At 43.4% G+C, this 14009-nt stretch carries 8 protein-coding genes; 2 read left to right on the top strand and 6 right to left on the bottom strand.

What is annotated here, in order from left to right; genetic code table 11:
- Positions 1–284 precede the first annotated feature (284 nt).
- Positions 285–1664, bottom strand: coding sequence for a family 2B encapsulin nanocompartment shell protein (locus tag QUD05_RS18515; protein WP_289797361.1), 1380 nt, complete (start codon positions 1662–1664; stop codon positions 285–287).
- A 111-nt stretch (positions 1665–1775) separates the two neighbouring features.
- Between QUD05_RS18515 and QUD05_RS18510 the strand changes: the two genes are divergently transcribed.
- Positions 1776–3116 carry a transposase gene (locus tag QUD05_RS18510; protein ID WP_289794346.1) on the top strand — a complete coding sequence of 447 codons (1341 nt, stop codon included), beginning with the start codon at positions 1776–1778 and terminating at the stop codon, positions 3114–3116.
- A 62-nt stretch (positions 3117–3178) separates the two neighbouring features.
- Here QUD05_RS18510 and QUD05_RS18505 read toward each other — a convergent pair whose 3' ends face one another.
- Positions 3179–5431 carry a family 2 encapsulin nanocompartment cargo protein terpene cyclase gene (locus tag QUD05_RS18505; RefSeq protein ID WP_289797360.1) on the bottom strand — a complete coding sequence of 751 codons (2253 nt, stop codon included), beginning with the start codon at positions 5429–5431 and terminating at the stop codon, positions 3179–3181.
- 1590 nt (positions 5432–7021) lie between these two features.
- On the opposite strand from QUD05_RS18505, the gene QUD05_RS18500 reads away from it, so the two are divergent.
- Positions 7022–8197, top strand: coding sequence for a homospermidine biosynthesis protein (locus QUD05_RS18500; RefSeq protein WP_289797359.1), 1176 nt, complete (start codon positions 7022–7024; stop codon positions 8195–8197).
- 94 nt (positions 8198–8291) lie between these two features.
- Here QUD05_RS18500 and QUD05_RS18495 read toward each other — a convergent pair whose 3' ends face one another.
- The 4 genes from QUD05_RS18495 to QUD05_RS18480 form a co-directional block, all read right to left on the bottom strand.
- Positions 8292–10199 carry an adenylate/guanylate cyclase domain-containing protein gene (locus tag QUD05_RS18495; RefSeq protein WP_289797358.1) on the bottom strand — a complete coding sequence of 636 codons (1908 nt, stop codon included), beginning with the start codon at positions 10197–10199 and terminating at the stop codon, positions 8292–8294.
- Positions 10200–10655: 456 nt separating this feature from the next.
- Positions 10656–11801 (bottom strand): DUF8738 domain-containing protein, encoded by a 1146-nt coding sequence (locus QUD05_RS18490; RefSeq protein WP_289797357.1) that lies wholly within the window; start codon positions 11799–11801, stop codon positions 10656–10658.
- A 493-nt stretch (positions 11802–12294) separates the two neighbouring features.
- The gene (gene speB / locus QUD05_RS18485) at positions 12295–13341 is read right to left on the bottom strand and encodes an agmatinase SpeB (RefSeq protein WP_289797356.1); all 1047 of its coding nucleotides are present in this window, start codon (positions 13339–13341) and stop codon (positions 12295–12297) included.
- A 192-nt stretch (positions 13342–13533) separates the two neighbouring features.
- Positions 13534–13836, bottom strand: a complete 303-nt coding sequence (locus QUD05_RS18480; RefSeq protein ID WP_289797355.1) for an acylphosphatase — start codon at positions 13834–13836, stop codon at positions 13534–13536.
- Between the last annotated feature and the right edge of the window lie 173 nt (positions 13837–14009).

The following is a 14009-nucleotide window of genomic DNA, read 5'->3' as shown; positions in this document are numbered from 1 at the left end:
CCATCCTCTAATTACTAATAAAAGTGCCATTCAGTGCCAATACGGTTCGGTTAAGGTTTTTTGATGAAAATTCTAGATCCAAAGACACGAGCAATCGCCCTCTCTACAAGGATCAATCTTTTGTAGAGACGGCGATTTATCGCGTCTCTTGCCTTAATCAAACCGTATTGCGTTCCATTAGCGGTAGCGGGGCGTTGAGCCAGTGCTGAGTTAAAAGACCGCCCACTTTCTTGCAGGGTATCAACAGTCAGCTATAATTTTTACTCACTCAGCACTCCTGATATTTAGCGACCGATCTCAACATCTTCGAGGATGCCAAGTGCGTCAGGAGTGAGGACGGCTGCGGAGTAGTAGGCGGTGACGAGGTAGGAGATGATCGCCTTTTCGCTGATGCCCATGAATCGAACAGACAAGCTGGGTTGGTATTCATCGGGGATACCAGTTTGATGTAAGCCGATTACCCCTTGTTTTTCTACACCAGTGCGGAGCAAAAGGATAGAACTGGTGCGGTTATTGGTGATGGGGATCTTGTTGGAAGGAAAGATAGGTACGCCGCGCCAAGATGTGACCTGAACACCGTTCACATCTACGCTTTGTGGATAGAGACCCAGGCGGTTGGCCTCACGACCGAAGGCAGCGATCGTCCGGGGGTGAGCCAGGAAGAATCCCGGCTCCTTCCATACCGTCGCCAACAGTTCGTCGAGATCGTCAGGGGTGGGTGCGCCACTACTGCTGTAGATACGCTGTTTGAGGTCGGCGTTGTGCAGCAACCCGAATTCGCGGTTGTTGAGCAATTCGTGTTCTTGACGTTCCCGCAATGCCTCAATAGTCAGCCGCAGTTGTTCTTCTGTCTGGTTGTACGGTTCATTGTACAGATCGGCTACCCGCGTACTGACTCGTAACACCGTTTGAGCAATGCTCAACTCATATTCTCTGGGTGTGAGTTCGTAATCGGCGAAGGTTCCCGGTAACTCAGCTTCTTGGGGATGATTAGCTGCTAGCTCAATGGCAGCTTCACCTTGGGGAGTCTGTGGCTGGTTCAGGCGGGTGCGGAACTGTTCAACATGAGTTCCTAACGCCTCAGACTGAGCGATCGCTCTCTCAAACGCCGCTTGGGGTAGGGACAAAACGATGGTTCTAGTAATCGCCTTCAGAGTGTACTGCCAAGTATCCTCGGACTGCACCACAGTTTCATCACCGAAATGGTCGCCATCAGCTAGCACATCGAACACGATCTGCTCGCCATACTTACCAACACCAATCTTGTTTACCTTGCCACGAGCAATTAGAATGACGCGATCAGCAGGCTGGCCCAGTTCAACTATGACATCATCTGGAGCGTACTCCTGCTGAACAAACTGGTTTGCTAACCCGGTCAATACGTCAAGGTTGTTAAATCCTCGCAGCAAGGGCAACTCAGTCAGTTCCAAAGGAATCACCTGCACCGTTGCTCCGGTATTGGTGAAAGTCACCCGTCCATCACCCACGGAATAACTCAACCGACGGTTGACTCGATAAGTACCACCTTTTGTCTGTACCCACGGCAACAACTTCAACAACCACCGGGATGTAATTTCCTGGGTTTGCGGTGCAGATTTGGCTGTTGTCGCCAAATTACGCGCCGCTGCTGTACTCAAGGTTAACTGGGGCTGCTGATCTTCCAAATTGGGATCGTTAGAACAATACCTTAGCCAAAATAAGAGGATGAGGAGAGAGGGCCGATGTAGTAGAGTTATTGTCTCTCACAACGACAACTCAAAAACTACAATCAGCCCATGTCCGATATCTTATCACTGCTACAATGCTTGCTACCGCAGATAAACGCTACGACGATGCGGCAATTGAACCAGATAATCCTGGCTATGTTAGCGATGAGCGGACGAGTCACGATGTTGGGAATTTCCCGTTGGGCAGGCATTGGTGGTAGTTATCGGACGATGTTGCGGTTTTTTCATACAGTAATACCTTGGGCTACATTGTTTTGGCTATTTTTCCGCAAGCATTTGTTCCGTGCGAATGAGGTATATTTGCTTGCAGGAGATGAAGTTGTAGTCAGTAAATCGGGTAAAAAGACTTATGGATTAGATAGATTCTTTTCTAGCCTAGCCAATAAACCGATATCAGGATTATCTTTCTTTGTATTATCATTAGTGAGTGTTGAACAGAGGCACTCGTTTCCGATTCAGATAGAACAGGTAATAAAGAAAGATACTCAAACAAAAAGTACCTCGACAATCGAAAAACCAAACAAAAAAGAAAAGCGTGGGCGTGGACGACCAAAAGGAAGTAAAAACAAAAATAAAAAGGAAGTGATATTAACATCTGAATTAATACTAATTCAGAAAATGATTGGTTCACTATTCAAGTTATTAGCTAACTCTATTTCCCTCACCTACTTGGTAGTAGATGGTCATTTTGGTAACAACAATGCTTTGCAGATGGCACGTCTTGTCAACTTGCAGATAATTTCCAAATTGCGCCATGATTCAGCATTATACTTCCCTTATGAAAATCCTGACTCCAGTAAGCGCTCTCGTCGTAAATACGGTGATAAGCTAGACTATCGTAATATACCTGACAAATACTTATGTAAAAGTGCTATTGAGGATGATATTCAAACTGATATTTATCAAGCCACTCTTATTCACAAAGAATTTGCCCAAGCTCTCAATGTAGTGATTTTGGTCAAAACCAATCTTAAAACTAATGCTTGCAGCCATGTAATTATTTTTTCTAGCGACCTAACTCTGTCATTTGAAAAAATTATCGACTATTACAAACTCCGTTTCCAAATCGAGTTTAATTTTAGGGATGCCAAGCAGTTTTGGGGATTGGAAGATTTTATGAACCTGAGCCAAACTGCCGTGACTAATGCTTCTAATTTAGCATTTTTTATGGTCAATTTATCCCACCATCTTCTCGCTGATTTCCAGCAACTCAATCCCGGTTCTGGCATTATTGACCTTAAGGCTTACCATCGTGGTTTTCGATATGTTCGTGAAATGTTAAAAATGCTTCCCGAAATCCCTGAGCCTATTTTATTAACCCAGATTTTTGCCAAGCTTACTTCTTTAGGACGTATTCATCCCGTTTCCACTGGCGTTGAACCCTCGTAAATTGGCAGAGGTATTGAGGTATTGTACTCATTACTTATTACTTGTTACTTATTACTCCAGAATCACCAACCCTTCTTTCTCGGTGAGTATGTCACCGATCCAATACGCCTAGCTGAAGTACCCAGTCCTCTAGGCCCGCTAAGTAGCCGCCCTGCTAAGGAATTACGCAATTCAAATTCCTTATAGCGGTCTACCGTTATATGCCACTTGAGAACGCCGCACATCCACTGCTCTAGTTTCTTGACGTATCCAAGCAGTTTCTCGCGGGTACTTGCATCCAGGTCGAAATCATCAAAAAGGGCTGGTAGTTCGGTGGCAACGATGTGTTGAAACTGGAGCGCCCTAGCGGTCATCAGATTATTGACAACCTCAACAGCCTGTGGTGTGTCGCAATTGAGGAAATTCTGAACGACCAGCACGCAGTTATGGATTTCGCCCTCGAATTCGATTTCTTTCTGATAGGAGAAGATATCGTTGGTAAAACAGGCGAAGTCGGCGGCGGAATTATCGAGCGATCGCATCGTTCGGGTGCGGTAAATCTCTTGCGGGATCTCGCTCCCCTGAGCTAGTCGCGACAGGCTCATGGTCAGATCCGAGCCAAAGGTCTTACGGCGCATCTCAATATAATCTATCGGGTCGGGAATCCGATTTTGGATCTGGTTGGCGAGTTCCCACACCCAGCTGTCAGTCATATCCTGAATCGCTCGGCGGAACTGAGTCCGCGCGTTTGCGGACATGGGGCTGGCTGTGCGAGACCAAATATCTGCCAAGCTGGCTTCCACCGGATTAGTCGGAACCTCGCTGGGGGTGGAGTCATCCAGAGGCATAAACGCCGACAGTCGGGCATTGAACACTTTCGCACCAGCCATGTTGCGGTTATTCCCGTAGAGTGCCGGGAAGTAATCGTCGGCGTATGTTCCCCAAACAAGCCAGCACGCTGTCAAATTCAGTTCAGGGCCAGATCCATTCGGATGGATTAACGCACCACAAAGGGCTACGTCAGCAACATCAAACTTGTGATCATCCCAGATGACAGCATCAGGAATCCCAGGTAGTGATTCCAGCATCCCCATTTCACGCGCCCATTCCTTGGAATGCTTCCGCGCAGCATCCAGATGGGGATTCAAGCTTGTAGTAAAGGGCATGTAAAACTTCGGCAGTGTTACTGGCCCGACGGCCTGGTATGGAACGTGAGTAAAGCTCTTGAACCTTCCCAAACCCAAGGCGGCGTATAGCGATTCAATCCGTGCAGCCGATGTGCCTAGCCCTGTGGGGCCTCCCAAAAGTGTAGATGTCGAAGAATTGTCTCCTCCCTTGTTCATGTAACGGCTCGATCGCATGTGCCACTCGTGACCGCCCGATTGCCAGTCCTGGAGTCCTTTGATGTAAAGGAGAACGTTCACACGAGCCACTGGGTCTAGTCCGTACTCCTCAAAGAGGGGNGGCAACTCGGTGACGGCAGTGTTATCAAACTGGTATAACCGCGAGGTTAGCAGTTCGTTGGTAAGGTTAGCCGCCTCTTGGGTACTCACATTCAAGAACCGCTCTAAGACCAGCACGCAGTTGGCGTTCTCACCTTCATCTTCCACTTCTCTCTGGTAAGAGAATAGGTCATTGCGAAGATGCACTCCATCGGCAAATGTGTCTTTGAGGATACGCATTGGCCGAGTCGAGGCGATTTGGGCTGGAATCTCTATAAACACGGCATGTTCGACGAGATCCGCTGACCACGGAGCGCCACCAACTTTGCGGCGCATCTCGATGTATTCGATGGGGTTAGCAACCCGATCCTGGTTGATATTGGCGAGTTCCCACAGAGACTCTTCTAAGAGGTTCTTGGTACTTTCAAAGAATCGAAGTCGCCAGTCTACAGATTTAGTAAAGGCAGTGCGAGACCACAGGTCAGCCAAGCCGCGCTCTACTGGGTTGGTCGGAACCGAAGGGGTATCAGTGGGATGCACTGGCATAAACGCTGGCAATCGGTCAAGATACTCCTTTGCCCCAGCCATGTCTTGAGTGCGCTTATAGATTTCCAGAAAGTGATCGTCGAAGAAGAACACCCAAACATACCAGTCGGTTACTAGATCAAGCTCCGCTCCCGGCGCATCTGGATGGGTATAGGAGCAAAGCAAGGCGTAGTCGTGGGAGTCAAATGTATGTTCATCCCAGATAACCGAGCTTTGCGCTTCCTCTTCTGAGCCAAGTATCCCCATTTCGTAGGCCCACGCTTTGGAATGCACTCGTGCCGCTTCCAAGTTTGGGTTTAGCCGTGCGGGCCAAGGCGTGTAAAATTCTGGCAGTTCAAAAGGTTGCATGATCTGCGCTAAACCTCCTCTGGGGTCTTCTTGCTGTTTTTATTTCGTGGCCGATCTGAGCATCGTTGCAGTTCACAAGTATCATTACTACCCAGCTAGATCCCCACATCTCGTTTGCTCATGGTGGCTCGTTTCAAGCCGATAATATTAAGATGCTCATAATCTAAATAACGAGCTATGTACCCCGGATTTCTCACCACACCTCTTAAAGCCTGCGCAAGTGCCGGGGAGAAGTAATGAGTAAGAAGTAAGAAGTAAGAAGTAAGAAGTAAGAAGTAAGAAGTAAGAAGTAAGAAGTAAGAAGTAAGAAGTTTTTACTCATTACTCATTACTTGTCCTTTGCTACATCAAACGCCTTGAGCTTGTGAGAAATGCGGGGTACGTTTTATTTGAAGTTGTTGGCAAATAAATTTTTAATACTGAATCGTGGTGTTCTCATAATTTTTCATAGTTGTAAATAAAAAGCAATCCGTACATTGAAGCCGTTAAGCAAATAATTAAATCAAAAATTGAAGAATTAGAAGACAGTTAAGACAGTTAAGACAGTTAAGCAAATAGTTAAATCAAAAATTGAAGAATTAGAAGACAGTTAAGACAGTTAAGCAGATAGTTAAAAGATTTAAGATAGTTATTAAAGAAAAAATACTAATTGTTAATTTTTTGCAACTAATATCCATTCAGGCATCACCGTTCCAAAATCAAGAAATTACGCATTTGCCTGAAACTAGGTCAGGATAAGCATTTTTTCCTTATAGCAATTCAAAAATGTTTGCGACAGATATCCTGCGTACCCTCCCTGATACCTTGGCTACAGTGTACATAAAAGTCGAATTACCCCACTTAATCCACCCGATATATTGGGGGTAAACATGAAATTTAGTTCTCTATATTTCACAAAGGTAGGGAAAAAACTGACGCTAAAACCTTTACATTATTTTTTTAATTGGTATTAGCATTAGGAACGAAACCCAACATTTTTATAGCTTTATTAGGTTGCGCTTTGCTTCACACAACCTACAATTTTTCTTAATCCAAGCGTATTGACTTATAGAGTAGACCGCAGACGGCGATGAATCGCCGTCTCTACAATAATCAGTCTTTCGTCTTGACGGCGATTTACAGCGTCTTTTTGATCTAGCATTTTCATCAAAAAACCTTAGTTTAACTGTATTGGGCTGGGATAGAAAGCCCCTTACTTAATTCTCTTCACTTGCGAAGGATGCAACTTGTTAGACTGACTACAAAGTGTATACCCACGAAATACTTTCTGGCTTTGATGGGCTAATCATCGGAAAATCCCAAAAGGGCTGAAAAAGGTTTCTTCTCCTACTTCTCACCACATATTTGGGTCTGTTCGCGAAGCGTCTCGTAGAGAAGCCCCGTGCTTCACGCAATGCTTTAAAGTAATGAGTAAGGAGTAATGGGTATTTACTTATTACTTATTACTCATTACTCCTTCTTCCCCACGCCTTTAGGTCGGTGAGGATGTCAATTGCTTTCTCAAGCTGGTAGTAAAAAAGTATTGCTGTCACTTTGGGTGAAAGCTAGATACTATTAGATTCGGCGTGTTTACTGTTCGGGAGTGCCAAAATGTCTAAACAGCTGGGTCAAAAAATTGCACCCACACCGATATCAAATGATATCAATGTGGTGGATTTGATCGATCGATACTTCACCGCTTACAACTCAGCGCGGTTGCGGGAAATCTGCCAACTACTGAGTCGCGATGTCCTAACAGAAGGTGTCACAGTGGGAGTTAGCCTTTCCGGTGCGATGACGCCAGCAGGATTTGGGGTTTCAGCGCTTGCACCCTTAATTCGCAACGGCTTTATTGACTGGATGATTAGCACTGGTGCAAATCTTTACCACGATATGCACTACGGATTGGGTTTTGAACTCTTTGCTGGTAATCCGTTTTTGGATGATGTGAAACTTCGCCAAGAAGGCACGATCCGCATTTATGACATTATTTTTGGTTACGATGTGCTGCTAGAAACTGATGCGTTTATCCGCAAGATTCTCCAAGGAGAAGCGTTTCAAAAGCGGATGGGAACGGCTGAATTTCATCATTTACTGGGTAAATATGTCCGAGAAATAGAAAAGCAATTGGGTGTGCAGCATTCCTGCTTGCTAGCTACAGCTTATGAATATGGCGTACCGATTTATACGTCTTCTCCAGGCGATAGCTCAATTGGGATGAACGTGGCGGCTTTAGCATTAGAAGGTTCGCAGTTGGTGATCGATCCATCAATTGACGTGAATGAGACAGCAGCGATCGCATATAATGCCCGTGAATCAGGAGGTAAAAGTGCGGCTGTAATTCTTGGTGGCGGTAGTCCTAAAAACTTTTTGCTACAAACCCAACCGCAACTTCACGAGGTTTTAGGGTTAGAAGAACGAGGACACGATTACTTTGTGCAATTTACCGATGCACGTCCAGATACAGGCGGTTTATCTGGAGCAACCCCATCGGAAGCTGTCAGTTGGGGTAAAATTGACCCGGATGAGTTACCTAACACAATCGTTTGTTATACCGATAGCACGATCGCTCTACCACTGGTGACAGCGTATGTGTTGAACAAATGCCAACCTCGTCCCTTGAAGCGTATATATGACAGGCGAGAAGCCATTTTGGATAAACTGCAAAAAGACTATCTAGCAGCCAAAACCCAACCATCAGATCAAGTTCCAGCAGCAGTTGCTGAAAGTGCTTCACAGCAAACAGCGACTTATCCCTTGAGTCGGATGATTCCGAATACTCACTAAGGGAATAGGCAGGAGGAGAAATCAATTCAAAATTCAAAATTCAAAATTCAAAATTAAAGAACTTCTGCCTCCTGCCTCCTCTTTACCCATACCCTCATTCCTTCTTTCCAATCAACAAATAAGTTGTTATCTTCCCTTTGTCTTTAACTTCAATTTCGCCTCGTTTTTCAAATACAAATTCATCACACAAACACTTATAAGTATTTTCTGTAACTTGGATTTTACCAGCAACATCTTGGGATTCCATAGAGCGAGCGATGTTTACTGTGTCTTTATAGAGTTCATAAGTAAACTTATTCAGCTCGATGACTCCCCCCATTATCGAACCACTATGGATGCCGATACGGATGCTGAAATTTTGGTTCTTCTCAGTATTAAATAGAGCGATCGCAGTTTGCATATCCAGTGCCATCAGAGCGATCGCTTGAGCATGATCTTGGCGACGTGTAGGTAAGCCGCCTACCACCATATAAGCATCGTTAATGTTCTTGATTCTCTCTAAACTATATCGTTCGGTGAGGCGATCGAAAGCTGAGAAAATTGAGTTGAGTAGGTTCAGTAGTTGAATTGCACTTATAGAAGTAGCAATTTCGCTCAAGCCAACGATATCTGCAAATAAAACTGTGACATCAGCAAAGTCTTCGGCAATACTAGCTGGTTGTTCTTTCAGTTCTTTAGAAATTGCGGCTGGCAAAATATTCAGCAATAAACGTTCGGTTTCTTCCTGCTGATGGCGCAACGCTTCTTCTGCTGCTAGTCGTTGGGTGACATTGCGAAAAATGCCGCGAATCGCAGTTGGATGACCTTCGACAAATTTACAATTAATATTACCTTCTAGAAAGATTGTTTGACCGTCTTTAGTAACGAATGTGGCTGTTACTTGCCCAAGCTTTTCTCCTGATAAAACACGATAAAACCTTTGCAAACAGTGTTGCTTAAACTCTGGATGTATAATATCGAAAACACTCATATTTGCGATTTCAGCTTCACTATATCCCAAAGTTTCTCGCCATGCACGATTGACATACAAAAAACGACCAGATGGATTGACGCATTGAATCAAGTCATTAGCATTTTCAAATAAATCTCGATATCGTTCTTCACTTTCTACAAGAGCATTTTCTGCTTGTTTGCGTTTGATAAACTGAGAGATTTGGCTACCAATAGAACCCATCATTTGTAATAGGTCTTTATCTTTTGGTTGTACGTCCCGGCTAAAGAAAACCATCACTCCTAAGATTTCACTATCGTCTAAAATGGGGAAGCCAAAAGCTGCGTGCAATCCAGCCTCAGCAGCAGGTTGCGATCGCCTATTATCTCCATCTACTGTGATATCTTTAATCCACAAAGGCAAACGTCTGATCCAAATTTTACCAGGTAAGCCAACACCGGGTGTATAGGTAGCTTGCCAGGTGATTGCCTTAAACTCTCGCGCAGAAATTAATCGACTTGACCAAATTTCTACACACCTTAGTACTGCATTGAGACTATCTCCTTGTAGTGAAGTACCAATATATTGACTTGGTGTCCAAAGTTCGCCTAAATCCCATCCCAAGTTTTGACAAATAGACTGCAAAATTTGTGGAATTACCTGCCTTACGCTCTGTGATTCTGATAAGATACGGGTAATAGCATACTGGGCACTTGTACGCTGTTCCCGGCGTTGCCAAGCAGTAATATCCCGACCAATGTAGACAATATCTTCTAGTCCTTCTGTTTTTTTTGCAATCACTGAGCAAGAAAAAGCAATCAACAGCTTTTCTCTAGTTTTTGTTCGACAAACTACTTGTAAATTCTGTGAACTTCGCTTCAAATAAGAATGTTGAGAAATAGCTTTTGTTAATATTTGATTATCATCAATTATCAGTGATATCGGCTGATTAATTAATTCTTCTTCCCGAAAACCAAATAATTGTTGAGCAGCACGATTGACTTTTTTGATTTTTCCTGAATTACTGGTTACTAACAAAGCATCTGCCATTGAAGTAATTACTTGTTCCATGTAATTTCTGTCTGAGATTAAAGCACTTGATAGCAGATTCGTTTTCTTGGCTTGCGGCGTTCTACAAACCGTTGTACTTGCTCGGATGTATCTATGATGCAGAAATTATTATCCAGTTCCAAGCGTTCAAATTTAAGGGGGAAAGTTTAATATACTTCTTTCGGAGGATTGACAATTGAATATAATATTGATTTTTGAGCAGTTTATATTTAATAGTTGCCTTTATCTTTAATTTTAATCCTATGTGGTGTTTTACAAAACGGCGAATTAGGTTAAGATTACAATTTAATATTAATTGCCGTAAACACCTTTGATTAATTTCGCTATCTTGAAAGTTCATTTTTCAAGATAGTGCGATCGCCACTACGAAATTTGAAACCCGTCACTTTGTAAGAGAGTGGCGAGTCCGTAGCAAGATCCCGCCACTCTCTTATTCTTCAATTCCATCAATAAGGTTTATGATTGTGCGCTGGCTACAATTTGATTCCAGGCTTTGACTGCTGTCTGTAAATTCTTTGGCAGGTTATTTTGAGAAATATCATTGTACTGAACCGTACCTTCTTGGCTGGTGAGCGTATAGGTGATATAGTCAGCAGCACCACTGGGGGCTGGGTAACTCAAATTCCGAAATTGACTAAACTGAGAACGTTTTAGCGATCGCACAAATTGTTGCACCTGTTGCACAGAAACACGGCGAACACTACGTTCCGAATCATTAGCATCACCAATCCGCACGCGAATCAGTCGCCCATCTTTGAGTAAAACAGTCTCATAGGTTCTGCCAGCAAAACCCCCACTGGAGATTTGGCGAAATACTATATCTCGATCTAACGGTGGTGGTAACTCACTAGCTGGAATTTGCACAGGGCTCAATGTATTTTCGTTAGCCTTTTGATTTAGCCTGAGTGTGGAACCTGTTTGATTAGTATGATAAACCAAGGTTTGGCCAACTCCACCGACAACCACCCGCCAGCCTGATACCAAAGCTTGGGTACAGAATTCATCAGGATTAGCTAATTCTAAGCAGCTATCTCTCCAAGTTTGCTGTTGAGCCTCAATAATAGTTAACTGAGAAATTGGCTGTTGCAACCGTCTGGATGCGGCTTGTAGAACAGCATTTTTTACAGATGCAGGTAATTTATCTGGCAGATTTTCTGAGGGAGTATTTGCCGAAGCTAAACGTAGCGATCGCCCATTATTATTGGTATGATAAACCCACTTTTCTCTGCCATTAGATACCACAACCCGCCAACCACGAACTAAGGCTTGGGTACAGAATTCATCAGCTTGAGGTAGTTCCAAGCAACCATTACGCCAAGTCTGTTGATTGTAGTCAATAATTTGCAGTTGTCTAGTAAAAATTCCCTGTCTGCGCGCTAAGTCTCGCAGTACTGCATTAGCTACTGGACGTGGCAAGCGGTTTGGTTTAATATTGTCTTTGAGAACTTCATTGCTTGTTTCTAGAGAGAAGTTCGCAGAAGCGCCCGTCGCACCTTTGACAAGTATTAAACCGCTAGCAACAGATAAAATTCCCGTCAAAATCAAAGCAGTGAAAATTCGCCCTTGATTGGTGTTAAAGTAGTTTTTTCGCATGATTTTCATAGTAAAATAGAACGAATAAATACTATTCAGCTACTAATAGACAATAAAGTATATAATTCCAGAACTTCACTATCTGGAATTAGTTTAGTCTCTATATTCTGAAACAGATATAGAGACAAGACGCTGATGTACTGATTGTTTGTTCCTTATAGAAATTCTGGTTGAAGAAGAATTCAGGAGTCATACCAAATCTATGTGAGCCTGCATAGAATAATTACCTTGTCCAGCATGGAGCTTCAAGTGTGTTATTCTGTGCATCTTCATAGAGAATTGGTATCAGAACAATCAGTGGTGGATACCCTGCGGGATCTTGCTACAGACCCGCCACTGATTGAAAACCACTAAATATTGTCTTTCATAGACGTTACGCGAATGATTTAGTGGGGATTTTAAACCCTCTTATTCATCCGCCAGCCGTACAGAATTAATTCTGTTAGCGGATAGCTAAGGTTTAGCCCATTCTGACTCACCTCGACTGCGCTCGGCGACCACCTTACTCCTGAATTCTGTTTGATAAATCCATCAAATTTGCCAACTTGTAAACTACCCGCGCTCCAACATTACCATCCCACTCTGCATCACCGACTTCGCAGATATCAAAGCCAATAATTTTTCTTCCACTATTGACTAATTCTCGGAAAAGACAAAAAGTTTGCTCTAATTCCAACCCACCTGGAACAGGAGTACCTGTACTCGGACAGAGTTTTGGATCTAAACCATCTACATCAAAGCTAATATAAACATATTCAGGTAAATGACTAATAATTTCTCGGCATAAATCAATCCAAGTTGTGCCAGAGTAAAGCTTTTGCTTAATAGCTGGGTCGTAATAAGCAATAATGCGACTATCGGATTGGTCAATCATTTGCACTTCATCATGACTAATATCACGCAAACCTACCTGCACTAACTTAGAAATTTGCGGTATTTTCATCGCATTAAACATAATCGACGCATGGGAAAACTCAAATCCCTCATAAGCATCGCGTAAATCTGCGTGGGCATCAATATGCAAAATGCCATAGTTTGGGTATTTAGCTGCTAATGCTTGGAAATAACCTAAAGGCGAACTGTGATCTCCACCAATGACTGCAACTCGTTTGCCATTATTAAATGCTGCCTGACAATTTTCAAACAGCCATTGATTAACCTGTTGACCAGCCTGATTAATTTCTGTCAGCACAGATGTTAAATCTGGTGTATCGGAGAGTTGTTTACCTTGGGCTAATCGTTCGATAATTTTTGCTGCCAAGGCGCGGTAGTATGTGTTCTTCTCTAAAATATCTTGGGGAATTTCTTCCATAAAAATTCCCTGCTTCCAGCCATCAGGGTGATCAAAATCGAACAAATCTAATTGAGTCGAAGCATCTAGAATTCGCTGTGGCCCATTAGCAGTGCCAGCACCATAGGAAACAGTTACTTCCCACGGTACACCAAAGACAATCAAGTTTGCAGACTCATAATCGCAGGGCAAACCTAAGAGGTTGCCATTTATTTCACCTACACCGCTGGGATTGTAGTCTTTTAATTGATTACTCATTGAGTATCTTCTGGATTTACGTGGATAGACAGCACGCCGCCTAGTTGACATCTGCATTGTAATCAAAATTTTTCACAGGCGGTAAACTGCTTCAAAGGATGAACAGGAAAAACCCACAAGTATACAGGTTACTTCAGCATAGTTTATAGGGTACAAGGGATAGTTTCTCTTTCCTATGCTTTTGTTAACTCCCTACTCAACCCGCTTAACTTCAAATCCCCGTAACCCTTCCGGTTCCTCATATTCAACCACAACATCTTTAACCACAGCAGCAGGCGGACCAGAGTGGCACCAGCGAACCATGTCATCTACAACCCCTCGCGCCCCTTCAAAAACTGCCTCTACTCGACTATCGGGGAGATTCCGCACCCAACCAGTTAATCCCAATTGCCTAGCTGTATCAACAGTGGAATAGCGATAACCTATTCCTTGGACTCGGCCAGAAATGAATACATGGGCGCGGATAATCTTTGGCAGTGGTGTAGAATTCTGCATAGACTGGTCTAATCTTTACGATTTCCAGTCTACCTAGTTTGTGTATACACAATCTGTTTTTAACTCCAACTCGCCAAATTAATCCCAGTCTTTCTTAATACCTACTAGTTTTTGTATATTTCCCGAACTTTTCAAGTAATTGAACTACCCTACTCTTCATTGAAGTCCTAGTC

The organism is Nostoc sp. GT001 (assembly GCF_030382115.1).
Classification (GTDB): Bacteria; Cyanobacteriota; Cyanobacteriia; order Cyanobacteriales; family Nostocaceae; genus Nostoc.
The sequence above is the reverse complement of the archived record's forward strand: the minus strand, read 5'-3'. Positions and strand labels throughout refer to the sequence as shown.